This is a genomic window from Rhodococcus sp. SBT000017 (assembly GCF_003688915.1).
Taxonomy (GTDB): domain Bacteria; phylum Actinomycetota; class Actinomycetes; order Mycobacteriales; family Mycobacteriaceae; genus Rhodococcoides.
Genome location: NZ_REFU01000002.1, coordinates 453,963 through 478,136 on the forward strand (window position 1 = coordinate 453,963; position 24,174 = coordinate 478,136).

Below are 24,174 nucleotides of genomic sequence, written 5' to 3' on the forward strand. Positions count from 1 at the left end.
CTCACACGGTCGTTCCGCGGGCCCCACTCCTGGCCCGCCCCGCATACACGACCCAGCCGAGGAACAGAGCAGAGCCGATCACGTCGACCGCACCGGCCCACGCCTCGAGTCCCGGACGGGGGATGGTCCAGATCGATTCCTGGAAGAAACTGAGCAGCCACGGCACCCCCACGGTCACCGTCACCAACCAGTAGCCCGCGACAATCTTTGCCCCGGCGACGTCGCGCAGCGGCCCGTGCATCAGCCAGATCACCATCGGGATCACCCAGATCCAGTGGTGCGACCAGGAGATCGGCGAGATCAGCAGGCCGAAGAGCTGCACGATCACCAGCGTGCCCAGATGATCTTCGCGTCCGATCGCACGCCATGCCGCGAGCGCAAGCCCTGTCGCGACGACGGCGGCGACGATCCACACCGGGCCCTGCCCGACGTCCTCTCCCGCGATCCGGCTGAGCGCTCCTCGCAGAGACTGATTCCAGACCGAGCCGACGGGGCCGATGCGTTCGGCATCGCCGAGCAGTGTGGTGAAGTACGTGGCCGCCTGATGTCCGAGCGCCGCGTAGCTGACCGCGACGGTGAGGGCGAAGGCCACTGCCGAGAACGCCGCGGCCTTCCACCGCCGAGTCGCCAGGAAGTAGAGACCGGTGATGGCCGGGGTCAGCTTGATTCCGGCAGCGAAGCCGACCAGCCCTCCAGCCACCCACCACCTGCTGCTGCGTACCGCGAGAATCGCCACCAGCACCAGGAACACGTTGACCTGGCCGTAGTCCAGTGTCGTCCGCACGGGTTCGGACCACAGCCCCAGCGCGGTCCACAGCATTGCGATGCGCACCCAGCGCGGCTCGGCGGCGCGCTCGTCGCCGAGCACCATCGACAGCGTCAGCCTCACCACGGCGAACAGCGCGAGCATGGTCGCGGCCTGCCACAGGACGCCGACCAAGGTGAACGGCAGATAGTGCAGCGGGAAGAACACGAGCGCGGCGAACGGCGGGTACGTGAACGGGAGTGGGAAGTCCGGGGTCTGTACCGAATACGTGTAGTCGTACAGATTGCCGCCGAGCAGTGCCGCGGAGCCGTCGACGTAGACGTGTAGGTCCACGAGGTTCATTCCGTTGGGCGTCGCGAAGGCCCAGACGAATCGGCTGATCACCGAGACCGCGAGCAGAACGGGGGCCAGCCGAACAAGTCGGTTCACTGTGCGTGCGGTTCCGTTCGGTATCGATGCGGTGTATCGGTCGTCGAGCCTATAGGGCTCGGTTCACGCGTCCCAACCGCGGATGCACCCGAGTAACATTTGCATCACCTTTCACACTGACAACTTCAGTAACAGGTTATCGTGTGCCTCTGCGGAGAATTCGCAGCGTGTGACCAATAGACTGCCCTGGCATAGATGCGACGGGGGAGGGCTCGTTCGACAACAGCTGTACATCGGGGATTGCGCTACATAGAGTGACCCCTCGAGCACCGGCTGTCGCCGTGGGCCCGCGTCATGATCAGAATGGGGAATATCACCGTGCTTCGTACCCGCGGAACGCGTCGCGTAGTTACAGCCTTTGCCGTAGCCGCAGCCGCCGCACTAGTCGTGCCGACCAGCGCATCCGCACAGCCATTGGTGCCGATGGCACCGGCAGATCTGCCCGCAGCGCCGGCCGATCCCGCTGCTCTGATCGCTCAGTTCCTTCCCGCCCCCGGTGAGCCCATGCCCAACCTGGCCGAAGTGGAAGCACTCGCCTCGTTCGCACCGGCCATTCTCGGTGCCGCAGCCGGACCTGCCGACGTGGGAGCCGCTCCGGCCGCCGACCTGCTCGGTCAGGCCCGTGCGCTGCTCGAGACGGCGCAGCTGCCGGACCAGGTCAAGGCCCTGCTCGAACGGGTCATCACGTTCCTGGACGGCTCCGGCGGCGGCGGACCGGAACTGCCGGCCGACGGACCCGTCATCGCCCAGTTCCTGTACCCGACGCTCGGCATGGGGTGCATCTCCGACACCGCCGATTCCGTCGGAACCGCCCTGGCCGTACCCGGCCCCGCCACCCTGCCGCCTCCCGGACCGGGCGCAGGCCAGGCCGGCTTCGTCTTCACCGCCCTCGGCACCGCACCGATTGCCGCGGAGCAGGCAGCTCCCCTGACGGTGACCTGGCTCAACGTCGACAACCGTCGCTCGGGTACGCAGGATCTGACCGGCGCGGCCATGATCAACACCGACGGTCCGGCGACGCTGTCCGCGATCGCCGACACCGGCCCCGGACGCGTCCTCTCGGTCGTCTCCGGTTCGATCACCACACAGTCGAAGGAAGATCCGGCGGCAGCACCGCGCAGCTGCACCTTCTTGCCCACCATCGGTACGGTCTACGTTCCGTAGCTCGCACCTGCACCAACGAACCAGTTCGCCCCCGGCTTCATCGGAAGCCGGGGGCGAACTGTTTGTTCAGGAGAATTCGGAAAGAATGGCGCGCGGGGCTCGCATCGAATGTCGCGCTACATTCGATGATGGTCGGAATGAATTACATCGATGGTATTTCAGACAATGTCCGCGGCAGATTTCGACCACTGCCCGTAATCGGCTTTCAGAATATTGTTGATGTCGACTTTGACTCCGCCTACGAAATCCTTGTCGATTCGGATCTGATGAATGTGCGCGTCGGGGTGAACGAAGCCCTTGGGTGTTCCCCAATTGTGCTGCCAATACCATTGGCCGAGTCCGGCAACCGAGGCCAATTCGATGGTCGGTGAATTGGCGTAGATCCCCGTGTTCTCGGCTCCGATCACCGACTGCCAGCCCAGGATGTACGGCGCGATCAGAGTTGCGAACTCCACGGCGGTGGGGTTGTCGTCGATCGACGCGTAGATCGGGCGGTCCGCCGGACCACCGGCGGCGAGGTGGAGCTCGAGGCCTCGCTCTGCGTGCTTCACGCCCGCTGCGTACCCGCCACGCCAGTCGGAAGTGGCCCCCTTGCCGAATTGATAGTTCGAGACCACTTCCAGGCCTGCGGATGTCAGCGAGTCGGCCTCGGACTTGCGCATCGGCTTGCCGATCATCCAGTTCGCATCCGGCCGCCGATCGGAGACATATCGGACGGCCCCGAGGTGGCCGGCCCCCTTGATGGCCGACGCCGACGGCACCCCACCCGAATAGTCGACGAGTGTGCCGAGTCCGGCGTCAGCGTGCGCGGTGGCTGTACCCAGCGCAACCAATCCGACGGCGGCCGCGGACCCCGCGGCGGCGTACTTGAACAACTCACGTCGCGAAACCTGCACAGAAATCTCCATCGTCGTTCGATCGCTGCGGCGCGCCTACCCGAGAAATCGCACAACCACTGCTATCTTCCATCGTTTGTCGTATCCCACCACAATCCCATCGGCATCGCCAGCCCCACTGCTCACACCCACCACGTTTCCCTCCAGCTTCACACGAGCACCTCGAGCATCGACGTCACGAACATGAATATGGTGGGGAGGACGATGCACGCACGAACGCGCTGAGGAGTGGATGGACATGGGCGTATCGCTCGCCAAGGGTGGAAATGTCTCGCTGACCAAAGAAGCACCGAACCTGACCGCGGTCAGCGTGGGACTCGGTTGGGATGTCCGCGCCACCACCGGTGGTGACTTCGATCTCGACGCCAGCGCCATCGGACTTCGCACCACGAAGAAGGCACTGAGCGACAGCTACTTCGTCTTCTACAACAACCTGCGCTCCCCCGACGGTGCCATCGAGCACACCGGCGACAACCGGACCGGCGAAGGCGAAGGCGACGACGAGAGCATCGATGTCGACCTGGCAGCCCTGACCCCGGAAGTCAACTCCATCGTCTTCCCGGTGTCCATTCACAACGCCGATGCTCTGGGCCAGAACTTCGGTCAGGTCGTCAACGCCTTCATCCGCGTGGTGGACAAGTCCGACGGTCGCGAACTCGCCCGCTTCGACCTCAGCGAAGACGCCTCCACCGAAACCGCCATGGTGTTCGGCGAACTGTACCGCCGTGGGGCCGAATGGAAGTTCCGCGCCATCGGCCAGGGCTACGCCTCGGGCCTGGAGGGAATCGTGCGCGACTTCGGCATCGACGTGGGTTAGAAGCGTCGACGCTCACCCACCGGTATCGGTTGGTCCGGCGGGTGAGCGCGTCTCGATTGGACAACGGTATGGGTCGGAACTTGTGACGCCCAGATGATGTGTGGTGATATCAGCGCACACGCAACATAAGCCACATCAGTCACAGGAGTCACACATGTCTCGTCGCCTCAGCCGTTTGGCGGGCGCGCTCGCGCTCTCCTGCGCGGCATTGCTCGCTGTTCCCGCCACTGCTGCAGCGGATCCGGCGCCGGCCGATCCGCTGGCGCAGGCGATCGCCGCACTGCAGGGACAGGGTGGTGCCTCACTGGACGCCGCAACCGCGATCGCCGACTCACGCACCCCGGTCGCCGAGGACGCGAGCGTCGATCCGTTCGCCGCATTGAACGCGGCCAACAAGGCCCTCACCGACTTCGGCATCACGCCGTTCTTCTACCCCACGGCAGCGATCAACTGCGCCGCAACGGCGGGCTCGCCCCTCGGCATCGTTCCGGGCGTGGCGGGCGGAGCGGCCGGACCGTGGCCTCAGCTGACCGCGCCGGCCATCCCCACCTTGCCGTTCCTGCCGTCCATCGAGATCCCCGAGCTCAATGCCGTCGACAAGGGCGAGACGATGTTCGCGTTCGTCCCGGCCGGAATCGTGAACGATTCTGCAGACAAGACCGGCATGCAGGTCGCCTGGTTCAACGTCAACACCCTGCAGGGTGGATTCGCCGACTTCGGCGGCTTGGCAACCACTCTCGCAGATTCGATCCTCACCAATTCCGGCGTGCCCGATGCCGCGAAGGAGATCGTTCGGCCGTTCGTCATCGGAGCGATCGACTCGCTGCCTGCCGCCGGTGCCCGCGCCGTACCCGTCGAAACCGGATCGGGAACCGTGCTCGCCGCGGTATTCGGAACCGTGAACCACAAGGCCCTCGACGGTTCGGACAAGAGCTGCTTCTTCTTCCCCACCGTCGGCATGATCAACGTCGCCTAGAGATTAGGCAAGACCACGAAAGGCCCTGCAGCGCAACGCTGCAGGGCCTTTCGGCTGCTACACCCTGACGATTCGGCCCAGCCTTCCCAGGACCGCCTGCATCTCGGTGTGTTCCGAGCGCGCCGCCCATGGCCGTTGCCTGTTCCTTCCCCGCATCTGCATCGCAGCCCCGGTCACGAGGTCACCGTTGGGGGCGAAATGCACGCGAACTATCTCGTTGAGTGAGCGCCCCAGCCCGAAACCCGGTACGCCACTGCAGAACCCATAGGGAAACAGCGGTGCATCGGGTTCGTTGTACTTACCACCGACGAACACCGGGCCGCCGGTACGGAAGTCGCGGCACTGCGCGATGAAGCCGTGGAACGCACGACCCTTCTCGCGTCCGTAGTAGGCGATACCCACCCGCCCGGATCCGGTCGCGGTGATCGCGCCGAAGCGGGCATCGCGCACTCCTGGCGCCGACACCACCACCGGCCTCGACCAACTCACCGCACCGTCCGAGGACCAGGCGGCATGCAGCAACCCGTCGCGGTCCGGCCACACCGCGTACACGTTTCCGTCGTCGTCGACGGCCATCGACTCCGGCAGCAGGTAACGCGAACCGAGCAGCAGGAAATGCAGTGCATTGTGATACTTCGCCAGCGCCGACCCCGGGACCATCCGAACGTCCCACGTCAGGCCTTCGTCGCGACTGACCGCCACCGCGAACCGTCGACCGTAACGGCCACCGATGTAGACCGTGCCGTCCGGACCGACGACACCTTTGCCGAACGCAACGTACTCCCGACTCGGCAACCCGGGGATGTTCTTCGAATCGATGTCGAAACCACCGGCCACCTCCCACTTCACACCGCCGTCGAAGGACCGCCAGATGACCTGGCGGGTGACGTTGATCAGGGGCCGCACCCGTACCGCGAACGGCGTGGGCGCGGAGAGGTACGTAACCCTTCCCGCCCGTGAATTGCTCGGTCCGGCAAATACTTTGGCGTCCATCCTGGCTTTCGATGCCACTTTTCGAGTGCGCCAGGTTTCGCCCCGATCGTCACTGACTCCGAGGGTGAAGCCCGTTCGCAGCGGGTGGGGCGGCACCGCGTCGAATCGTCCGGCATGCAGAAACAGTCGCTCGTCGACGTCGTCGAAGTACAGATAGGGTCGATTCCGACTCTGTTGAACTCCCTCGGGAACCGATGCGCGCCATGACTTTCCGAAGTCGGACGAGCGTAGTACGCCGATACCGTCGACGGTGAACGCGGGCGCGACGAAGACGGTGTTGTCCGACGCGACCCCGAGGGTGCAGGCTGCGGAGCCGTACTCGGTGTAGGAGATGTCGGTGACGAAGTCGGCCGAGGCGGCGGCGTTGGTCGAGGAACGCAGTCCTGCCCGATAGCCCGAGGCAACTCTGGGCGTCACGACACCCGCCATGAGGTGCCGCGGCGTCGCGGCCACAGTGCTGGTCGATGCATTGGATCAGGCTAGCGCCGATGCTGCCGGTAGACCTCCAGGCCACCGAAGAAGTCCTCGGCCCGTCCTGGTGACAGTTCACAGAACAGAACCGGTCAGTACGTAAAATCCCGGTTCCCATCGGGACGCCTAGGCTCGTCGTGTGCCCCGCGCTCGAGCCGACCACAGCCGCCCCGGATGGACGCGCCTACATCCGGCCGACGCGCGCGCGTACTGGATGGCGTCCAAGATTCCGAGCGACCAATTTCTGCTGTACTGCTTCGACAGTGGATCCGAGGACCTCGACACCGTGGTGGCACGACTGTACGAGCGCAGCGGCCGCATCGAGGTTCTGCGGCGACGCATCACCGATGTCGCCTGCGGACTCGACTATCCCCGCTGGACCGAGGCGGGTCCGCGCTCCGACGCGATCTCCGTCCACCGGACGACGAGCACCTGGTCCGAATGCCTCGATGCGATCGCTGCATCGTTCACCCGTCAGGTCGACCCCCGACTGTCCGTGTGGCACCTGCACCTGTATCCGAACATCGCCGACGCACCCGGCGGCACGGCCCTCGTTGCCGTGCTGCAGCTTTCGCACGCAGCAGCCGACGGAACTCTGTCCGCTCGCACTGCCCGCGACCTGTTCGGCACGCATCCCCTCCCACCGGCCTCCGCCTGCACGGAGCCTCCCGCGGTGTTCGAGGCGGCATCCACAATCGTTGCCGCTGCGACTGTCCCGCTTCGACTGGCACAGATGGTTCGCGGCGGCGTCCGTGCCCGACGCGACGCGCTGAGCCTCGGACGAGGCACCGACTCGGGTGAGATTCCCCCGCCCGCACACTCGCGCGCTCTGACCGCCCTCGACGTGCCGCCCACCGGCCGGACGTCCGTGCGGACCATCGTGCTTCCGAAATCCGACCTGCAGTCCGGCGGTACCACCATCACCACCTTCGTACTGACGGCGGTATCCGTTGCACTGCAACGACTTCTCGGCGATGGTCCTGATCTCGCCGCCGAGGTCACGCTGGCGAGGGACGCACGAGCCGACGCACGAAACAATTTCGGCAACGTCGGCGTCGGACTGTTTCCCGCCGAACCGGACATCCGCACTCGCAGTCGACTCGTCTCGGCCGAGCTGGCCGCGCGCCGTGCCCGCGCGAATCATCCACTCTCGGAGGCCGCCCGCGCATCACAAGACGCAGTCGAAGCACACGTGCCTGCATTTCTCGCCGAATGGGGCGTCGCGCAGTTCGATCCGACTGCAGTCCCTCCGACGGTCACCGGGAACACCGTCGTGTCCAGCGTCTCGCGCGGCACCGCAGACCTCACGCTCGGCGGCGGCTCCGTCCGATTCACCGCAGGCTTCCCGGCCCTGTCCCCCGCCATGAGCCTGACCCACGGAGTCCACGGCATCGGCGATACCGTCACCGTCGGCATCACATCCAACAGCGCGGCCGTGCCCGACCCGGATCTGTACGAGGCACTGCTTCGCGACACCCTCGACGACGTACGCAACGCTCTGGCCTGACTGGGACCGAACTGCCAGACAGTTCTCAGCATTTGTCGGGCATCGGGCTCAGGTTCCCCCACCAGACTGACAGCCATGAGCAAGGAAAAGGTCACCGTACTCGCCGTCGGAGGTACCGGAGAATCACATCCGTCCGACCACCGGACGCGGGTGACCGGCCTGCTGGCCTGCGTCGTCGGCGAGCTGGACGACCGCTTCGTCGGCCGATGGGTCGGCTATCCGGCGTCGTACGGTCCGGTCGCGCTCGGCGGACTGTGCTTCCGGCACAGCGCCGATCTCGGTGTCCGACGCCTACGCCGCGCCATCGAGGGCACCACCGGACCGATCGCCCTGATCGGATACTCCCAGGGAGCGACGGTGGTGCGAGAGGTCCTCGGCCTCGTCCACGACGGGACGATCGACGGCAGCCGCATCGTTGCCGCCGGTCTGATATCGGATCCGCAGCAGCCGGTAGGTGCCATCGACGGATGCACCGGACGTGGCGTCGCCGGTGCAGGTCCGGCTCTGCCCGAGTCGATTCCGGTCCGGTGGATCGGCCTCGCCTCGGACATGATCTGCAATGCCAGCGACGACAGCCTCATCCGCGACGTTGCCGACCTGACCCGATGGATGTCGTTTCGTACCCCGAAGACCTGGTTGCGCGAGCTGTGGAACCTACTGCGCAGCAACAGCTTCCAGAATGCGACCCGAACCCGCCTTCGACCCTCGCAGTGGGCGAAGGATGTTCGACGCCTCCGCACCGCGGCCGCCGAACTGGGCGGCTATCTGCCGCAGTCGATGCGCTGGCGGCGATTCGAGTGGTCGAATCCAGGCGGTGGCCGGCACATCGCGTACGCGCGGGAAGATTACGCAGATGGCCTCACGGGCTGCCAGGTTCTCGCCCGTTGGCTCGGTGAGCAGGCGAATCGGCGGGAGAACCGACTCAGCCCTTCTCGGCCACAGTCGCGAGTTGCCTGAGCCCCTTCTCGAAATCCGGTCCGACGAGCTTGTCCATCGAGAACACTTTTCCGATCAGAGCGAACAGCTTGTTCTGCTTTCCCGACATTCGCCAGGTCACTCGGGTTCCGTCGGCGACAGGCTCGAGCAGAAACGTCGTGACGTTCCGATTCTTGAACGGCTTGGTGAACGCGAGGTCGAGCACGATTCGTCGTTCGGGAGTCGACTCGGTGATGATCATCGTCCCCGCACCGGCCTTGCGGTTACCCGACCACGAGTACGAGGCACCCACTCCGGCGTCGGGACCGGTGTAGGTGCGCTTCAGGTCGGGGTCGACCCCCTCGTAGGGCGACCACTTCACCCACTGATGGAAGTCGTCGATCAGAGCGTGGACGGTTGCGGCGTCGGCCCGAACCACGGCCGAGCGTTCGACGAGGACGGGGGCGGGTTCGCCGGCCATTGCGAAATCAGTCCCTCTTGCAGAGGCAGAAGATGTGCCCGGCCGGATCGCGGAACACCCAGAACGAGGGTTGCGCGTGGTCGATGAGTTCGGCCCCGGCGTCGACGACGAAGTCCCTGGCCTGTTCCATGTCGTCGACCACCAGGTCGAGGTGGATCTTGATGCCCTCGTTCGGCCAGTCGATGGGGGTGAAGTCCGGTGCCTTCTGGAAGGCGAGCCGCAGTTCGCCCGGACCGTGAACCACCACCCAGTCCCCGTCGTCGCGAACCTGCTCCCATCCGAGGATCGTGCTGTAGAAACGGCCGAGCGCGGCGGGATCCGGGCAGTCGAGCACGGTGTAGTCGACGGTGATGGTCGGTCGGGTCATGGCGGTCAGACTAGCGGTCAGCCACCGACAGCAGGGGCAATAGTCTCGAACCACGCATCGTGCAGGTGCTGCTCCCAGTGGTTCCACCAGTGCACACCGGTACCGGTGATCTTGACGTTGGGTCGGCCGCCTACGGCCTGCAGCAACGGAACGAATGCGCGACTGCTCATGCCGGCGGCCGTCTCGAGCGGCACCATCTGCGCGAACCTGACGGGGTCGAAGCTGCTGCTGGCCGGGTTGAACACAGGGTCCGTAGCCGGTGAGCCGCTCCCCGAGGAGACGAAGACTGCCGTGTTGCGCAGCGCACCGACATTGAGGGACGGATCGTTACGGATCCAGTCCGCAGACGGCCAGGTGCCCCACATGTTGCGAGCGTTGCCGCCCATCTCGCCGACGGCGACGGCGATGCCCTGCGCGAATCCGGGGCTGCTGGCGGTCGGGTAGCCGCTGAACGACGCGACGGCCTTGTAGAAATCGGGGTGATGGGCAGCCAGATTCAGAGCCGAGGTTCCGCTCATGGACAGTCCGGCCACCGCGTTGTTGACGTTGTCGCTACCGAAGCGATCCGCCATGAACGGAGGCAGCTCCTGGGTGAGGAAGGTTTCCCACTTCACGCGTCCGAGCTTGGGGTCATCCCGCTGCCAGTCGGAGTAGAAGGTGCCGCCGCCGCCGAACGGGATGGCCACGTTGACGTGCTTGTCGGCGAAGAAGCTCTCGACGTCGGTCTCGATGAGCCAGCCGTTGTCGTTCTCGGGCGCGCGCAGGCCGTCGAGCAGATACAGGGTGGGTGCGGGGCCGCCGCCGGCAGCCTTGAGCACCTTCACCGGAATGTTCTTGTCCATCGACGGCGAGTAGACGTAGACGAGCTCGGAGTCGGCCTTCGCCACACCGGTCCCCATCAGCACCGTTGCCATCGTGGCGACCAATACCGCCACTACAGCGAGCACCAGACTTCGTATCCGACCATGCAGCATGAAGATTGTCCCCTTGTTCGTATCCAGCCGACCGTCTCGGGGAGGGTAACAGCCCGGTCACGGCAGCGCCTCTTCTAGCGCAGCGGGTTGTCGACGATCCACCACGCCGCATACGGCGGCAACCACACCGAACCGGTGTCGTCGACCTGCAGATCGTGCTGCGAGAGAACCTCGACCGGGGCCGGAATCCCGAGTTCGATCAGCTGCGCGTGCGGGAACGACCGATGTTCGGCGGTGACGTTGTACAGGGCGACCAGAGTGCCGCTGGGATGCCGCCTGCGCACCACGAGCAGACCGTCGTCCGACTCGCTCTGCACGTCCACCGGTGCCTCGGCGTGCAACATCGGAAGTCCGGCGCGCACCTTCGCTATCCGAGCGATACCGTCGAACACCCGTTGGGCGTCGCTCCCCTGCTGGAATCGGCCGGCGCGATCGGCGTCGGTCACACGCGGCCGATGCACCCACCGGTTGTCCTCGGCATGAGCTGGTTCGTCGGCCCAGTTCGGATCTCCCGGGGAGCCGAGCTCGTCGCCGCTCCACACGACCGGAATTCCGCCCCAGCCGGCAATGATCGCGTGCGCCATAAAGATTCGCCCGAACGCGCCGTCGGGATCCAGGCGGGATGTGCCCAGACCGGTCAGCGCGGCTGCGGTTCCGCTGATCCGACGGTCGCCGGTGTCCGGGTTGTACTGGAACACCAGGCCTTCGGCCCAGGAGCCGTCGAATTCGCCCGAGTACCAGTCGGCCAGAAAGTGGCGATGCCCTGCGCCCGAGAGTCCGAGGGACGACGCGTCGCCGTCGTCGATGGCCCAGCCGATGTCGTCGTGGCAACGAACGTAGGTCACCCAGGTGCCGCTCGGCGGGGTCGGGGGCAACGACGCCAGTGCATGCCGCGCCAAAGCCGTACTGCCCGTTGCCAACATCGACCACACCTGCACCATCAGCGAGTTGTGGTACGCAATGTCCGAGACCCGTCCGGTGTGCCGCCCCTGACCCAGGTACGGCAGCAGATCGCGGGGCCCGACGATCGCCTCGGCCTTGAACAGCGTGGCCGGAGCAGCGAGTCGCGCGGTGGCGCGCAGGGCCTGGGTGACCGCATGCACCTCGGGTTGGTTCTGGCAGTTGGTTCCCAGCCGCTTCCACAGAAACGCGATCGCATCGAGGCGCAGCACTTCGACCCCGAGGTTGGCCAGGTGCAGCACGATGCTCGCGAACTCCTGCAGCACAGCAGGATTGGCCCAGTTCAGATCCCACTGCCATTCGTTGAACGTCGTCCACACCCACTCGCCGAGGGTGTCGTCGAAGGTGAAGCTGCCGGGCGCGAAGTCCGGAAACACCTCGGGGAGAGTGCGCTCGTACGAGTCCGGAGTGGTGCGATCGGGATAGATCAGGAAGTAGTCTCGATACGTCGGATCACCTGCACGTGCCTTCTCGGCCCATTCATGCTCGCGCGCAACGTGATTGAGTACCAGATCGACCACGAGACTGATGCCGCGTACACGCAGCGTCTCCGCGAGCGCCCGCAGGTCCTCATTGGTGCCGAGGTCTTCTCGAACCGCGCGGTAATCCATCACCGCGTATCCGCCGTCGTTGTCGCCGGGCCGCGGTTGCAGCAGCGGCATCAGGTGCAGGTAGGTGACACCCAGATCGGTCAGATGGTCGAGCCGCTCGCCTACCCCACGCAGCGTCTGTCCGTACCGATCGACGTAACAGGCATAGCCGAACATGTCCGGCTGCTGAAACCAGTCCGGTTCGAGCAGACGACGCTGATCGAGCCGGTGCAGATCCTCGGGGCGGGCGGCGTAGGCGCGCGCGGCGATCTCCATCAGGGTGGCCGCCACGGCGTCGGGATCGGAGTAGACGGCCGTGACCGCGTCGTGCAGATCGGGAAACCACTGCTCGAGACGTAACTCGAACGTCTCGCGTCGGTGGGCGGGAAGCTCGGCGAGGATCTCGCGGGTGACGTCGGAGACGGCGGGGTGAACCATGGACTCATTCTGGCATCGACCCCTGCGTACGGGCGCGCATACATCCGGTTACCGCGGGGTATCAGAGCGGCATGTCATTGCTGACCCGCACACTGGACACGATCCTCGACAGAGCAGTCGTTCCCGGATACTCCCGCATCGGTGCCACGGTGCGTCGGCGATTCTGGGCCGCGGATCCGACACCGTTCCCTTCCCCCATCGACATGGTGGTGACCGGCGCGTCGTCCGGGTTGGGCGCAGCCACCGCGAAGGAACTCGCCAGGTTGGGGGCACGGGTGCACCTGGTCGGCAGGTCGGCCGATCGGCTGGAGTCCGCGGCCGCCGCCATCCGAGCCGAGGTGCCCGACGCCTCTCTCGTGGTGCGCGAGTGCGATATCAGCAATCTCGACTCCGTGGCCGAATTGATCGCGGCTCTGGCGTCCGAGCTCACCGCGGTGCACGCTCTCGTGCATTGCGCCGGGGTCATGCCGGACGGGCGGCAGCTGTCCGCGCAGGGACACGAATCCGCTTTCGCCACCCATGTTCTCGGGCCGGTCGCGTTGACGGTCGGTCTGCGGGAGCTGTTCGACGCCGGATCGCGGGTCGTGTTCGTCTCGAGCGGCGGCATGTATGCGGTGCCGTTGCAGAACTCCGACTTCGAGTACGAGAACGGCAAGTACTCCGGCATGACGGCCTACGCCCGAACCAAGCGCATGCAGGTGGTGGTGGCCGAGCAACTGGCCGAACGCTTTTCGCTCGAAGACGATCCGGTGGTCCACAGCATGCACCCCGGTTGGGCGGCGACGCCCGGAGTCACCGGCTCGATGCCCCTGTTCGGTTCGGTGATGAAGCCGATTCTGCGCAACGCACACGACGGGGCCGACACCATCGTCTGGCTCGTCGCATCCGACCAGGCGTTGACGAGCACGGGAACGTTCTGGCACGACCGGGCCCCGCGTCCGACCCACTACCCGTCGTGGCGGGGCGATTCACCACGCGTGCGAGATGCATTGTGGGCCAGCGTGGTCGAGGCGACGGGGATCGAGATCTGACGGCGTCACTACCCCCGTGCGGGCCGTTTCAGCCCACCGACCGAATTCCGCACGAGCATCAGCAGGGTCAAACCGGTGCCGAGGCCCATCATGCACAGAATGACACCCACACCCGACTGCCCGGTGATATCGGTACTCGCTTCTATGCAGAACGCCGTCGAGAACCCTGCCGTCGTGCCCAACGCAGCGACGTGTCCCCCGGTCTTCGCCCATCGCGACAGGTGCGCGGCGAGCAGGCACAGCAACACGACCGTCGCGCCGCACGCGGCCACTTGCCAGGACGGGAACTCGTTCGGTGCCGGAAGCCTGGGCCCGCGGAATTCGCCCCGGTAGTCGGCGGACCAGCTGAGCCACCCCGCGCACGCGGCGAAACCCGAAGCGAGCGCTAAAGATCCGGTGGCCCACAAGCCGAGCGGGCCGGTGCCCGTTCTTTCTCGACGCTTCGAGAACACGGCCCAGAGAACAAGGGCCCAGAACGTCGACGGCACGCCGACGAAAACGAAGACTATCCAGAGGAACTGAGACCACGAAAAGTCGACTGCCATCTCTCGACGCTATAGGACAAGAAGCATGTGGCCGAGATGCTTCGCGTATCGAGCACATCGGCCCTCGATACGAGACGACGATCGCAGATGCACACGTCGGAACCGTCCCGGTCCTAAGATTGTGTTCGCAGACTGCCGTTGTGCAGCACGGTCACCAGCAGACTCGGAAGGCCGTTGACCGACAAGAGAACCGCCACCACGATCCCCATCGCCAGCCACGGCTCGGTCAGCCAGAAATAGTTGCCGAGCTGTAGCGCACCGAAAATACTCAGTAACCATCCCGCGGTCTGGGCACGTCGGGCGCGTCGGGCAGGTCTGACCGGATACGAACCGTTCACAGTGGGCAACGTACGGCCGAAGTTCTCACGAGCTGCAATTCGAGCGGCCACGATGTGGAACAGAACAGCGAACGTGAGGGCACATACTGCAAGCGACATGTGTCCGTCTCCCTTCCGATTCCCGTCAGCGCAGTCTCGCAGGCCGAGCAGCAGTACGCCAGGGGCCAGGTGCAGACTTCGGCCGTCTTGCCGGGGGCCTCGGCGGAGGCCTGCCGAGCCGAAGCGTAGAAGAGTGCAGGCTTCTCCAGAGCTGCTCGAATTCGATGTTGCGGTGCAGTGCCGACGCTGCCACGCTGTCGATGTGCGGATCGCTCTCATCGCCGATATTCACGGCAACATTGCGGCGCTCGACGCCGTCCTCGACGACCTCGAACGCCATCGCGTCGACTCTGTGGTCAATCTCGGCGATCTATTGTCCGGCGGCCTACATCCGCGGCGAACTGCGGATCGACTGATGGCGTTGGACTTCCCCACTATCGCCGGAAATCACGATCGCTATCTGCTCGAGCAACATCCCGATTCCATGGGTAGTTGGGATCGGCATGCCCATGATCGACTCGACGACAGGCATCGACAGTGGCTGGGCTCGCTGCCGTTCTCACTCGAGCTGGATGGCGGAATCCTCGCAGTGCACGGAACACCCACCGATGATCAGCAATACTTCCTGCACTCGGTGGACGCCAACGGCTCTCGCGAGGCAACCGATGCCGAAATTCTCGACCGAGCAGCAGGTTTCACCGACAAAGCTGTCATTGCCTGCGGCCACACCCACTTGCAGCGACAGTGGACTCTCCCCAGCGGCACACTCGTGGTCAATCCGGGGAGCGTCGGCGCGCCCGCGTACGACGACGATCAGCCCTACCCGCACGTCATGGAATCCGGGTCTCCGCATGCGCGGTACGCGGTACTCGACGACCACGATCGAGACAGTTGGACGGTCTCGTTCGAGCTGGTCGAGTACGACCACGTCGGTGCCGCCGCCGACGCCCGCGCGCACGGGATGAACGACATCGCCGACGCCCTTCTCACCGGTTACGTCGGCCCTGGGCCACACTTCCCGTCAGACTGATCGCGTGAAGATCACCGATGCCCAGCGCCGACACCGGCTCGTCGCGCAGCACTTCGCCCGCGCGTCGACCACCGAAGCTGTGGTGTCGTCACTGCTCGCATTGCATGCCACCGACCCGGCGACGGTGTACCTCTCGGTGTTGGCACGTGCTCGATCGCTGGGACTGTCCGATATTCGTGATGCGATGTACGAACGCAGGAGCCTGGTCCGTCTGATGGCGATGCGGCGCACCATGTTCGTCGTAGCACACGGCGACGTCCCGATGATTCATGCTGCCGCGAGTCTCGGGGTTGCGCGCGCCATGCGAGCGCGGTTGGTCAAACAAGTCTCGACGCTGCCCACCGAACCGGTGATCTCCGACGTCGAATCCTGGCTCGCTGCAACCGAAGCCGAAACAGAATCGGCGTTGCGATCGATGGGGACCGCGACCGGAGCCGAGCTCTCCGCCGCCGTGCCCGGTCTCAAGACTGCGCTGCTGCCGACTACCGACAAGGTGTACGACGTCAAGCGGTACGTCACCTCGGAGGTACTGGTGATGATGGCCGCCGAGGGCAGATTGGTGCGCGTCGAACCGCGGGGCGCGTGGACATCTCGGCGGCATGCGTGGGCACCGATCGATCACTGGTGGCCGGACGGGATTGCCGTCTTGGACGAGACCGAGGCCAGGGCCGACTTGGCTCGACGCTGGCTCGAGGTGTTCGGACCTGCGACTCTCGACGACCTGCAGTGGTGGACGGGCTGGAACAAGACGCAGACTCGCGGAGCAGTCTCGGGCCTGGACACAGTGGCGGTCGAATTGGCCCAGGGCGATGGAATCATGTTGTCCGGCACTACGTTCGACAAACCTGCCGGCACGAGCATTATGCTGCTGCCTGCACTCGATCCCACGCCGATGGGATGGAAGCACCGCGCCTGGTACCTGGGTGAGCACAAGGCTCCGCTGTTCGACACCTTCGGCAACATCGGCCCAACCATCTGGTCCGGAGGCCGCATCGTCGGAGGTTGGGCGGTGACCGGTTCCGGAGAAGTGGTGACCGAATTCCTGGAGGATGTCGGCTCGACGGTGTCGAAAGTCGTTGCAGCCGAGGCCGAACGGTTCACCACTTTGCTCGACGGCACCCCGGTGGTCCCGTCCTTCCCGACGCCGTTGGAGAAGAAGTTGCGGGGGAAGAAGTAGCCGACATTTGCCTACGAATTGTTCATCTGCCCACCGTCACAGGTGGATATCTGAACAATCTGTGGGCAAACGGTGGCGTCAGAACCGGTAGCGACCCTCGGCCCAGGCTCGTTCGGCCGGAGGTGTCACCTCGTCGACAGGTTCACCGTCGCGGAAGTACTGGGTGTGCAGGATCCGGCCTGCGTCGACGGCGTCCTGCCAGGCCTGAGTCGGGCCTTCACCGAACCAGAGCCACGGGGTGATGTCGTCCATGACGACCACCGACTCGGCGGTAGCGAGCGCGCGCAGATCGTCGAGGTCTGCGCGGGCACCCTCCGCCGAGTGGTCCCCGTCGATGAAAATGACGTCGAACCGCATGTTCGGATGCTCCTTCGCATAGGCCGCGATGGTGGTGTGCGAATCACCCTGGATCAGGGTGTGTCGGCCCGGAAAGTGTTCGTCGATATGGGCTTTCGCGGCGTCGCTGTAGGCATAGGCGGCCAGGTCGAAGGACACGACCGTCGTATAGGGCGATGCATCGAGGAACGCCCAGCTCGAGAAGCCGGCGTTGAAGCCGACCTCACAGATCAGCTTCGTACTCGGCCGTGCCGCGAGCGAGGACAAATATACTTGCTCTGCCTCATCGGCTCCACGCTCGAAAGGTTCTCCAGCAGTGGCTGTCTGGTTTACCAACGCTTCGAGTTCTTGCAGACCCATCTACGTTCTCCTATCGTCTGATTCGGAGCGTAGCCAACTTCGATTCCCCGGGCTGACAACGGCCCGGGCTGTGGCGTCAGCCAGGCGCATCGACGGTCAAGCCGTGCGCCTTTGCGGCCGCCGCCAGCCTGAGGTCATAGGCGACGAACGCCGTGAGACCGTCTCGAACCGACAGTGCGCTGGCCAGATGGATCGCATCGAGGGTGCGCAGCATCGGGTCACCGACATCGGCGGCCAGGTCGGTTGCACTCGAATCGATGGGGACCAGATTCATCTGCGCTACAACTGCCCGAGCAGTGGGCACAGAGCCTGGTGCGTATCGACGCGTTGCGCGCACAACTTCGATTTTGGCCAGTTCGCTACTGACCCAAGGCACTCCCGCTCGCTCTGTCAGCCAGGTCTCCAGGACGTCGCTTTCGGCCTCGTCGAAGATGAGCTTGAGCACAGCCGACGAATCGAGGTAGATCACCGATCGTCACGGATCTCGTCGAGCATCGATTCTGTGGATACTTCTGCGCGCACTCGTTCGGGAAACCGAACCGGAAGAGTTGCGGCCGTCAATCGCCCTTCGGCAACGAGGCGATCGACAGCGTTGCGACCAGGTTCGGGTGGCACGAGCAGCGCCACGAGCTTGCCACGATCGGTGACCTCGACAGTTTCGCCGGCCTTCACCCGCGCCAGGTAGCGGCTGGCGTGTTGCCGTAACTCCCTGATGCCGATTCGCTCCATCGCACCAAAGTAGCACTTCATGTGCTACTGCGCGCGAGGATCCGCGTTCCGCCAATTGCAGGTGAGGTTTCTGCAGCGAGCCGTCTGACGGCCGCCTGTCCGGTCTTCCGGACTCCGGCTCTCCCTTTGCGATTCGACGTTCGGAAACTGTCCTCGACCGACAAACGAGGGTTGCACGTGATCAGCGATGTGCTTTACTGACCGCGTGATGACCCGTGCGCAGTTCTGGTGGCCGCTCTAACAGCGGCTTGAAAATTGTGCATTCGGCCGCCTGTCGTGCGGCCTGGCAACTCCCTTCGCGGGATCTCACACGGGTTTCACGTTCAGGCGGCTGCCTACCGAGGAGGCCGACCACCTTGTATGACGAAAACGAACTCAACCGATCCGCTCCGAGACTGGGCGAGATACTCGTGAGCTCTCGATCGCTCGCGGAGTACCGAGCAATGTTCTCACTCACCGAGGATGACCTGAACAGTCGAATCCTTGATTGCCCGGGCGGTGCAGCATCTTTCACCGGCGAAGTGAACGGACTCGGCGGCAAAGCCACAGCGTGCGACAGCGCATATTTCGATACCACCCCTGCCGACCTCGCCGCTATCGCGATCAACGAGGCGGAGCGAGGCAACGCCTTCGTTCACACCCACCGTCACAATTACACATGGACATACTTCGCCGACCCGGATCACCACGAACGGATCCGAGAAGATGCGGCAGGCCGGTTCGCAACGGATATCAACGATCACCCAGAGCAGTACGTTCCGGGCAGGCTCCCTTCACTGCCGTTCGGCGATGACAGCTTCGACCTCGTGCTCAGTTCCCATCTGTTGTTCAGCTACTCCGATGTTCTCGATCACCAGTTCCACATCGACTCCATCACCGAACTGGCCCGCGTCAGCCGCGGTGAGGTGCGCATCTTCCCTCTGGTCGCCGTCGGCGAGCCAACACCGTATCCGCATCTCGGCGAACTACTCGAGAATCTCGCCGATCGCGGGATCGACTGTCGGATCGTGAAGGTGGACTACGAGTTTCAGCGGAGTGCAGATGAGATGCTGGTCTGCAGTCGGGGGCCGACCCGGTCAGTCGATCGAAGTGAGAACGCCCCAGAGGAACGGATCCATCGGTGAGCGCCTCTTTCGACTACCGGGTCAATTTTTCCGTCGACGACGCCGAGCTGTCGCAGCTCCATCAGAGAGCATTCGGCGGAGGGTACGAACTCACTCCCTGGCGGGCCCGATTGGACACGCACAGTAAATCTTGGGTGGGCGCGGCATCGGAAGAGGCCTCGTAGCACGCATCGTCGCGGATCTACGAGGGTCAGGGATCAAGTGGGTACACGTGGACTACGAACCTCACCTCCGCGAGTTCTACTCTGCCGGATGTGGATTCAGAGAGACCACCGCGGGGCTGCTCCGGCTCGAATAAGGCGGTCCCGAGGTCGGAGGTCTTCGCACTCCGCAGCTGCAATCCGAGGTTCTTGCCTACGAATTATTCATCTGCCCACCATCACAGGTGGACATCTGAACAATCTGTGGGCAAACGGTGGCGTCAGAAGGGCTAGCGGCCCTCGGCCCCCGCGTGGGCAGCCGGAGATGTCACCTCGTTGACAGGTTCACCGTCGCGGAAGTACTGCGTGTGCAGAATCCGGCCTGCGTCGACGGCTTCCTGCCATGCCTCGGTGGGGCCTTCACCGAACCAGAGCCACGGGGTGTTGTCGTCCATGATCACCGGTGAAGCTACCGATAGACGTCCCGACGATGAGCAATTGCGATCACTCGCACGACAATTCGATCTTCATAGATTTGGTAGACGACACGGAACTCACCGCGCCGAGCCGAAAACTTACCTTCCAGTCGATCTCGAAGCGGCTTCCCGACTCGGTACGGATTCTCCGCCAGCGGACCACGAATGAATTCCCAGCAGGCGACGGCGATTGATTCGGGTAACTGGTCGGTGAGCGCCTTACGAGCCGCGGCGGTCAGCTCGATCGCATAGCTCACTTCGGAAGCCGACCACGCTCACGCATCTCGGCAGTGACGTCGTCGAGGGAGTAGACCTCGCCTCGATCCTCCGCCGCCTCGGCGTCCCTGATTTCTGCCATCAACGACTGATCACCGAGGATTTCGAGCGTCTCCATGATCGAGTCGTAGTCGTCCGCGCTGAGCATGACCACCGCACGACGACCCTGCCGGGTGACTTCGATCCGCTGATGAGTACGGACAGCCTCGTCGACGAGTTTCGACAAGTTTGCTCGAACTTCGGCAAGCGGCAGGGTCGTCATGTACAGAATTCTAGCGCGAATGACCGTGGACACCCCGGTCCTGCTGGGGCTTCCGTCTGAGCCTCGTTGTCTCGCCGGGGCCCGCGGTCGACCGAAAGCGCTCAGTCGACCACCGAACGGACGATCTCGGCGATTCGCTGCGCCGTTTCCTCGTCCACGGTCTCGAAAAACCACGCCGCCGGCATCAACTGCCCGTCCGCGCCACCGGCAGCGCGGAAGGCTGCCTTCTCGGTGATTGCCAGATTCAATCGATCGTCGTTGCGCAGTGTCACAAGCGCCGGCGTGCTCGCCGACTTCGCGTAGGCGGGCATTCCGTACCAGATCCGCGGCTTCAATGTGGGGGCCGCGGACACGATGATGTCGTGCACACGCTGCATGACCGAACGCCGCGGTTCGTCCATCTTCGAGATCTTTTCGATCACCTGAGTCAGGTTCTTCTCGTCCTTCGACGACATGTCATGTCCTTTCGTCAACCGATGTCGGGCATCGGCGGAATGAAGATGGCGCATTCCTGCGCCGCACCCCATCCGGACATGTCCTGAGCTGGTCAGGCCTCTCCTCGATGATTCACGTGGTTGCCACGTGGAAGCGCAGTCGGTGGCGAAAACCACCGCGGTAAGAATATCTGATACTCGGTGGTACTGCGCCACCGATTCTGCGGATTCGTCGACTAGACGTTGAAGCGGAACTCCACCACATCGCCGTCGGACATGATGTATTCCTTGCCCTCGATGCGCACTTTGCCTGCAGCCTTGGCCGAGGCCATGGAACCCGCGGCGATGAGGTCGTCGAAGGAGACGATTTCGGCCTTGATGAACCCGCGCTCGAAGTCGGTGTGAATGACGCCCGCCGCCTGGGGTGCGGTGTCACCTCGATGAATTGTCCACGCGCGGGCCTCTTTCGGGCCAGCGGTGAGGTAGGTCTGCAGGCCGAGAGTGTGGAAGCCGGCGCGGGCGAGAGCGTCCAGGCCGGGCTCGGTCTGTCCGACCGATTCGAGCAGTTCCGCTGCCGACTCCTTGTCGAGTTCGAGCAGTTCCGACTCGATCTTCGCGTCGAGGAACACGGCATCGGCGGGCGCGACGAGGCGCGCGAGTTCACCGATCTTCGCGTCGTCGGTGAGCACCGACTCGTCGGCGTTGAAGACGTAGAGGAACGGCTTGGTGGTGAGCAGCTGGAATTCACCGAGCAGCTCGAAGTCCAGCTTCGCCTTGGCCGAGAACAGCGTCTTGCCGTCGTTCAGTACAGCCTGCGCTGCCAGCGCTGCGTCGAGTGCAGGCTTGCGATCCTTCTTGATCCGCACCTCTTTCTCGAGGCGCGGGATGGCCTTCTCGAGGGTCTGCAGATCGGCGATCGCGAGTTCGGTTTCGATGACCTCGATGTCTGCGGTCGGGTCGACGCGACCGTCGACGTGCACCACGTCGTCGTCGGCGAAGACACGAACGACCTGGCAGATGGCGTCGGCCTCACGAATGTTGGCGAGGAACTTGTTGCCCAGCCCTGCGCCCTCGGACGCGCCTTTGACGATGCCGGCGATGTCGACGAACGACACCAGCGCGGGCACGAGCTTCTCCGAACCGAACACCTCGGCCAGCTTCTCGAGCCGGGGATCCGGCAGCGCGACCACACCGACGTTGGGCTCGATGGTGGCGAACGGATAGTTCGCGGCCAGCACATCGTTGTTGGTCAGTGCATTGAAGAGGGTGGACTTGCCGACGTTGGGCAGTCCGACGATTCCGAGGGTGAGGCTCACGGTCTATGGAGTCTACTTTGACGACACCACCAGCTCGGACAGTGCCCGGCCAGCGTCGATACTCGAAGCGCCGAGGGGTGCTAGAACGACGTGATCCGCTCCCGCCTCGTGGTGCTCCGCCACCCGCGAAGCGATCTTCTCGATGCTCCCCCACGCGACCAGGGCGTCGACCAATCGGTCGCTGAGCTGGTCGACGTCGGCATCGGTGAATCCCATGCGCAGAAAGTTCTGCCGATAGCCCGGGACCGTGGCGAGAAAGCTCAGCGGCTCACGGGCGGTTGCACGGGCACGGTCCGGATCGGACTCCACGACGACGAACTGATCGACGACCAGCTCGGCCGTCCCCAGGGAGTGCCTCGCCTGCGCCGTCCAGTCCGGCGTCACCAATAGCCCGATTGCTCCGGCAGCGCGTTCTCGCGCCATCTCCAATTTCTTCGGACCGAGCGCCGCGAGCAGAAGGTGATCGGTGGGCACCTCGAGCTCGTCGAGGTACTTCCTCAGCCCGGCCAGAGGTCGAGCGCTCGGCGGTCCGCCCAGGCCGAGGACGAATCGACCGGTGGCCGAAAGCTCGTCGAACAGTTCACCGGTCTGGGCTGTCGAGAACACGCCGACCGGCACTATGCCTGGAACGACGGTGGCGGTCTCGGTCGCATGAACCAGATCGGCGAGCCTGCCGAGCCGATCGATCTGCCCGCCCGGCAGCCAGAACGAGGTGAATCCGAGTGATTCCAACGCGCGTGCATCGTCGAGGTACGACGGCGATACGTCGATGGAAATGCCGATTGTGCCGAGACCGAGTGTGTCCATGGCTACGACGCTAAAACCTCGAGCGTTGTTCAGGTCAAGACCGCACGGCTGCCAGATGTGCCACAAGTTAGACGTCTCATTCCCGCCAGATTCACCAGTGTTGAACTGACAACCTGAAATCGCGACGACAACCGACGTCGAATTCACCAAGGCAGTCAGGAGCAATCATCATGTCGAAAGTTGCTGTGATCACGGGAAGTACGCGCGGGATCGGCGCGGCGAGCGCCGAAGCTCTCGGACGCGAGGGCTTCACTGTTGTCGTGACCGGACGATCTCAATCGAAAGTCGACACTTCAGTAAAGAAACTGAGGGACAATGGTATTGATGCTTTCGGCACAACCCTTGATGTCACATCTCAACACAGTATTTCAGCGGCCGCCAATTTCATTGCCCACAGCGTCGGTCATGTCGATGTCTTGGTCAACAATGCTGGAATTCTTCCGGAAGCAACGGCCCAAGGCGCGTCCATTGTCGATCCAATGGTCGCATCGGACACGTTCGCAACCAACGTCGTCGGACCGCTGAACGTAATCGAAGCGTTTCTGCCGTGGCTTCGCGAAAGCCAGGCCGGTCGCATCGTCAATGTCACGACCAGAATGGGCTCGCTGGCCGAACAGGCCGATCCAACCTCGCCCTACTACTCGATGGTGGTGCCTGCCTATCAGGCGTCGAAGGCCGCACTCAACAGCGTGACCATCAGCCTGTCGAAGTCGTTGGCCAACACTGGGATCGTCGTCACCTCGGTGTGTCCAGGTTTCGTCCAGACCGACCTGACACCGGTCAACCGCGATCAGGCAACGACGACAGCGGAACAGGCCGCGCTCGTGGTCCTGGCCGCAGCGACACTCCCTGCTCGATCGGCATCCGGGACTTTCATCGACGTCGATGGGCCCATCCGCTGGTAGCTCACCGGCCTCGCCGCCGCTGCGAAACTCACAGCTTCGGTGGCGACGAGGCCAACGCCGCGATGATCCACGGAACGACCCTCTATGTCGACGGCGGCATCTCGG

Annotated in this window: 29 protein-coding genes; 11 read left to right on the plus strand and 18 right to left on the minus strand. The window is 64.3% G+C overall.

Annotated features, from left to right (window positions below; all coding sequences use genetic code 11):
• Position 1 precedes the first annotated feature (1 nt).
• A complete protein-coding gene (locus AYK61_RS23255) occupies positions 2–1,219 on the minus strand; it encodes a mannosyltransferase (protein WP_259468288.1) in 1,218 nt (405 codons plus the stop codon).
• A gap of 279 nt (positions 1,220–1,498) precedes the next feature.
• Here AYK61_RS23255 and AYK61_RS23260 point away from each other — a divergent pair, with 279 nt between their 5' ends.
• Positions 1,499–2,359, plus strand: coding sequence for a hypothetical protein (locus tag AYK61_RS23260; protein WP_121873581.1), 861 nt, complete (start codon positions 1,499–1,501; stop codon positions 2,357–2,359).
• Between the two features lie 158 nt (positions 2,360–2,517).
• Here the strand turns inward: AYK61_RS23260 and AYK61_RS23265 are convergent, their stop codons facing one another.
• Positions 2,518–3,267, minus strand: coding sequence for a DUF1906 domain-containing protein (locus tag AYK61_RS23265; protein WP_121873298.1), 750 nt, complete (start codon positions 3,265–3,267; stop codon positions 2,518–2,520).
• A 226-nt stretch (positions 3,268–3,493) separates the two neighbouring features.
• Between AYK61_RS23265 and AYK61_RS23270 the strand changes: the two genes are divergently transcribed.
• Both AYK61_RS23270 and AYK61_RS23275 read left to right on the plus strand, forming a co-directional pair.
• Positions 3,494–4,072 (plus strand): TerD family protein, encoded by a 579-nt coding sequence (locus tag AYK61_RS23270; RefSeq protein ID WP_121873582.1) that lies wholly within the window; start codon positions 3,494–3,496, stop codon positions 4,070–4,072.
• Between the two features lie 154 nt (positions 4,073–4,226).
• A complete protein-coding gene (locus tag AYK61_RS23275) occupies positions 4,227–5,048 on the plus strand; it encodes a hypothetical protein (protein ID WP_121873299.1) in 822 nt (273 codons plus the stop codon).
• A 57-nt stretch (positions 5,049–5,105) separates the two neighbouring features.
• Here AYK61_RS23275 and AYK61_RS23280 read toward each other — a convergent pair whose 3' ends face one another.
• A complete protein-coding gene (locus AYK61_RS23280) occupies positions 5,106–6,458 on the minus strand; it encodes a sialidase family protein (protein ID WP_147458392.1) in 1,353 nt (450 codons plus the stop codon).
• 193 nt (positions 6,459–6,651) lie between these two features.
• Here AYK61_RS23280 and AYK61_RS23285 point away from each other — a divergent pair, with 193 nt between their 5' ends.
• Together AYK61_RS23285 and AYK61_RS23290 are read left to right on the plus strand one after the other, a co-directional pair.
• Positions 6,652–8,019, plus strand: coding sequence for a WS/DGAT domain-containing protein (locus AYK61_RS23285; RefSeq protein ID WP_147458393.1), 1,368 nt, complete (start codon positions 6,652–6,654; stop codon positions 8,017–8,019).
• Positions 8,020–8,094: 75 nt separating this feature from the next.
• Positions 8,095–8,976, plus strand: coding sequence for a PE-PPE domain-containing protein (locus tag AYK61_RS23290; protein ID WP_121873302.1), 882 nt, complete (start codon positions 8,095–8,097; stop codon positions 8,974–8,976).
• Here AYK61_RS23290 and AYK61_RS23295 read toward each other — a convergent pair.
• From AYK61_RS23295 to AYK61_RS23310, 4 genes are all read right to left on the minus strand, one after another.
• Positions 8,942–9,415 carry an SRPBCC family protein gene (locus tag AYK61_RS23295; RefSeq protein ID WP_121873303.1) on the minus strand — a complete coding sequence of 158 codons (474 nt, stop codon included), beginning with the start codon at positions 9,413–9,415 and terminating at the stop codon, positions 8,942–8,944. The genes AYK61_RS23290 and AYK61_RS23295 overlap by 35 nt on opposite strands.
• 7 nt (positions 9,416–9,422) lie before the next feature.
• Positions 9,423–9,782: a VOC family protein gene (locus AYK61_RS23300; protein WP_121873304.1), complete on the minus strand. Its 360-nt coding sequence runs from the start codon at positions 9,780–9,782 to the stop codon at positions 9,423–9,425.
• A 17-nt stretch (positions 9,783–9,799) separates the two neighbouring features.
• On the minus strand, positions 9,800–10,756 hold the full coding sequence (locus AYK61_RS23305; protein ID WP_094641227.1) for an alpha/beta hydrolase family protein: 957 nt from the start codon (positions 10,754–10,756) through the stop codon (positions 9,800–9,802).
• A 74-nt stretch (positions 10,757–10,830) separates the two neighbouring features.
• On the minus strand, positions 10,831–12,744 hold the full coding sequence (locus AYK61_RS23310) for an alpha-amylase family protein (RefSeq protein WP_121873305.1): 1,914 nt from the start codon (positions 12,742–12,744) through the stop codon (positions 10,831–10,833).
• A 71-nt stretch (positions 12,745–12,815) separates the two neighbouring features.
• On the opposite strand from AYK61_RS23310, the gene AYK61_RS23315 reads away from it, so the two are divergent.
• The gene (locus AYK61_RS23315) at positions 12,816–13,775 is read left to right on the plus strand and encodes an SDR family NAD(P)-dependent oxidoreductase (protein WP_121873306.1); all 960 of its coding nucleotides are present in this window, start codon (positions 12,816–12,818) and stop codon (positions 13,773–13,775) included.
• 8 nt (positions 13,776–13,783) lie between these two features.
• Here the strand turns inward: AYK61_RS23315 and AYK61_RS23320 are convergent, their stop codons facing one another.
• Both AYK61_RS23320 and AYK61_RS23325 read right to left on the minus strand, forming a co-directional pair.
• Entirely contained in the window at positions 13,784–14,320 is a 537-nt protein-coding gene (locus tag AYK61_RS23320; protein WP_121873307.1) for a hypothetical protein, read from the minus strand.
• A 113-nt stretch (positions 14,321–14,433) separates the two neighbouring features.
• The gene (locus tag AYK61_RS23325; protein WP_121873308.1) at positions 14,434–14,757 is read right to left on the minus strand and encodes a hypothetical protein; all 324 of its coding nucleotides are present in this window, start codon (positions 14,755–14,757) and stop codon (positions 14,434–14,436) included.
• A gap of 133 nt (positions 14,758–14,890) precedes the next feature.
• Here AYK61_RS23325 and AYK61_RS23330 point away from each other — a divergent pair, with 133 nt between their 5' ends.
• Together AYK61_RS23330 and AYK61_RS23335 are read left to right on the plus strand one after the other, a co-directional pair.
• The gene (locus AYK61_RS23330; protein WP_259468252.1) at positions 14,891–15,727 is read left to right on the plus strand and encodes a metallophosphoesterase; all 837 of its coding nucleotides are present in this window, start codon (positions 14,891–14,893) and stop codon (positions 15,725–15,727) included.
• A gap of 4 nt (positions 15,728–15,731) precedes the next feature.
• Positions 15,732–16,904, plus strand: a complete 1,173-nt coding sequence (locus AYK61_RS23335) for a winged helix DNA-binding domain-containing protein (protein WP_121873309.1) — start codon at positions 15,732–15,734, stop codon at positions 16,902–16,904.
• 78 nt (positions 16,905–16,982) lie between these two features.
• Here the strand turns inward: AYK61_RS23335 and AYK61_RS23340 are convergent, their stop codons facing one another.
• The 3 genes from AYK61_RS23340 to AYK61_RS23350 form a co-directional block, all read right to left on the minus strand.
• Positions 16,983–17,600 (minus strand): class I SAM-dependent methyltransferase, encoded by a 618-nt coding sequence (locus AYK61_RS23340; RefSeq protein WP_121873310.1) that lies wholly within the window; start codon positions 17,598–17,600, stop codon positions 16,983–16,985.
• 76 nt (positions 17,601–17,676) lie between these two features.
• A complete protein-coding gene (locus tag AYK61_RS23345) occupies positions 17,677–18,069 on the minus strand; it encodes a type II toxin-antitoxin system VapC family toxin (RefSeq protein ID WP_121873311.1) in 393 nt (130 codons plus the stop codon).
• Complete coding sequence (locus AYK61_RS23350) at positions 18,066–18,329, minus strand: type II toxin-antitoxin system Phd/YefM family antitoxin (RefSeq protein ID WP_121873312.1); 264 nt, start codon at positions 18,327–18,329, stop codon at positions 18,066–18,068. The genes AYK61_RS23345 and AYK61_RS23350 overlap by 4 nt, the downstream gene beginning before the upstream one ends.
• Before the next feature lie 410 nt (positions 18,330–18,739).
• Between AYK61_RS23350 and AYK61_RS23355 the strand changes: the two genes are divergently transcribed.
• Positions 18,740–19,453: a hypothetical protein gene (locus tag AYK61_RS23355; protein WP_310886846.1), complete on the plus strand. Its 714-nt coding sequence runs from the start codon at positions 18,740–18,742 to the stop codon at positions 19,451–19,453.
• Positions 19,450–19,617: a hypothetical protein gene (locus tag AYK61_RS27675; RefSeq protein WP_220709171.1), complete on the plus strand. Its 168-nt coding sequence runs from the start codon at positions 19,450–19,452 to the stop codon at positions 19,615–19,617. Before AYK61_RS23355 ends, AYK61_RS27675 begins: the two co-directional genes overlap by 4 nt.
• Before the next feature lie 266 nt (positions 19,618–19,883).
• Here AYK61_RS27675 and AYK61_RS23365 read toward each other — a convergent pair whose 3' ends face one another.
• From AYK61_RS23365 to AYK61_RS23390, 6 genes are all read right to left on the minus strand, one after another.
• Complete coding sequence (locus AYK61_RS23365; protein ID WP_183130517.1) at positions 19,884–20,048, minus strand: hypothetical protein; 165 nt, start codon at positions 20,046–20,048, stop codon at positions 19,884–19,886.
• A 14-nt stretch (positions 20,049–20,062) separates the two neighbouring features.
• Complete coding sequence (locus AYK61_RS23370; protein WP_121873313.1) at positions 20,063–20,326, minus strand: type II toxin-antitoxin system RelE/ParE family toxin; 264 nt, start codon at positions 20,324–20,326, stop codon at positions 20,063–20,065.
• Positions 20,323–20,607, minus strand: coding sequence for a type II toxin-antitoxin system Phd/YefM family antitoxin (locus tag AYK61_RS23375; RefSeq protein WP_121873585.1), 285 nt, complete (start codon positions 20,605–20,607; stop codon positions 20,323–20,325). Before AYK61_RS23375 ends, AYK61_RS23370 begins: the two co-directional genes overlap by 4 nt.
• Before the next feature lie 101 nt (positions 20,608–20,708).
• Positions 20,709–21,062, minus strand: coding sequence for a DUF1801 domain-containing protein (locus tag AYK61_RS23380; protein WP_121873314.1), 354 nt, complete (start codon positions 21,060–21,062; stop codon positions 20,709–20,711).
• Positions 21,063–21,277: 215 nt separating this feature from the next.
• The gene (ychF, locus tag AYK61_RS23385; RefSeq protein WP_121873315.1) at positions 21,278–22,357 is read right to left on the minus strand and encodes a redox-regulated ATPase YchF; all 1,080 of its coding nucleotides are present in this window, start codon (positions 22,355–22,357) and stop codon (positions 21,278–21,280) included.
• Between the two features lie 12 nt (positions 22,358–22,369).
• Positions 22,370–23,164, minus strand: coding sequence for a TIGR03620 family F420-dependent LLM class oxidoreductase (locus AYK61_RS23390; RefSeq protein ID WP_121873316.1), 795 nt, complete (start codon positions 23,162–23,164; stop codon positions 22,370–22,372).
• Between the two features lie 170 nt (positions 23,165–23,334).
• Between AYK61_RS23390 and AYK61_RS23395 the strand changes: the two genes are divergently transcribed.
• A complete protein-coding gene (locus tag AYK61_RS23395) occupies positions 23,335–24,069 on the plus strand; it encodes an SDR family NAD(P)-dependent oxidoreductase (protein ID WP_121873317.1) in 735 nt (244 codons plus the stop codon).
• The last annotated feature ends 105 nt before the right edge of the window (positions 24,070–24,174 follow it).

Coding starts and splice junctions, on each gene's coding strand:
- AYK61_RS23305 (WP_094641227.1), bottom strand. CDS start 10,756: ATGCTGCATGGTCGGATACGAAGTCTGGTGCTCGCTGTAGTGGCGGTA.
- AYK61_RS23290 (WP_121873302.1), top strand. CDS start 8,095: ATGAGCAAGGAAAAGGTCACCGTACTCGCCGTCGGAGGTACCGGAGAA.
- AYK61_RS23310 (WP_121873305.1), bottom strand. CDS start 12,744: ATGGTTCACCCCGCCGTCTCCGACGTCACCCGCGAGATCCTCGCCGAG.
- AYK61_RS23295 (WP_121873303.1), bottom strand. CDS start 9,415: ATGGCCGGCGAACCCGCCCCCGTCCTCGTCGAACGCTCGGCCGTGGTT.
- AYK61_RS23320 (WP_121873307.1), bottom strand. CDS start 14,320: ATGGCAGTCGACTTTTCGTGGTCTCAGTTCCTCTGGATAGTCTTCGTT.
- AYK61_RS23260 (WP_121873581.1), top strand. CDS start 1,499: ATGGGGAATATCACCGTGCTTCGTACCCGCGGAACGCGTCGCGTAGTT.
- AYK61_RS23365 (WP_183130517.1), bottom strand. CDS start 20,048: ATGGACGACAACACCCCGTGGCTCTGGTTCGGTGAAGGCCCCACCGAG.
- AYK61_RS23350 (WP_121873312.1), bottom strand. CDS start 18,329: ATGGAGCGAATCGGCATCAGGGAGTTACGGCAACACGCCAGCCGCTAC.
- AYK61_RS23380 (WP_121873314.1), bottom strand. CDS start 21,062: ATGTCGTCGAAGGACGAGAAGAACCTGACTCAGGTGATCGAAAAGATC.
- AYK61_RS23340 (WP_121873310.1), bottom strand. CDS start 17,600: ATGGGTCTGCAAGAACTCGAAGCGTTGGTAAACCAGACAGCCACTGCT.
- AYK61_RS23395 (WP_121873317.1), top strand. CDS start 23,335: ATGTCGAAAGTTGCTGTGATCACGGGAAGTACGCGCGGGATCGGCGCG.
- AYK61_RS23315 (WP_121873306.1), top strand. CDS start 12,816: ATGTCATTGCTGACCCGCACACTGGACACGATCCTCGACAGAGCAGTC.
- AYK61_RS23270 (WP_121873582.1), top strand. CDS start 3,494: ATGGGCGTATCGCTCGCCAAGGGTGGAAATGTCTCGCTGACCAAAGAA.
- AYK61_RS23275 (WP_121873299.1), top strand. CDS start 4,227: ATGTCTCGTCGCCTCAGCCGTTTGGCGGGCGCGCTCGCGCTCTCCTGC.
- AYK61_RS23375 (WP_121873585.1), bottom strand. CDS start 20,607: ATGACGACCCTGCCGCTTGCCGAAGTTCGAGCAAACTTGTCGAAACTC.
- AYK61_RS23390 (WP_121873316.1), bottom strand. CDS start 23,164: ATGGACACACTCGGTCTCGGCACAATCGGCATTTCCATCGACGTATCG.
- AYK61_RS23265 (WP_121873298.1), bottom strand. CDS start 3,267: ATGGAGATTTCTGTGCAGGTTTCGCGACGTGAGTTGTTCAAGTACGCC.
- AYK61_RS23300 (WP_121873304.1), bottom strand. CDS start 9,782: ATGACCCGACCGACCATCACCGTCGACTACACCGTGCTCGACTGCCCG.
- AYK61_RS23325 (WP_121873308.1), bottom strand. CDS start 14,757: ATGTCGCTTGCAGTATGTGCCCTCACGTTCGCTGTTCTGTTCCACATC.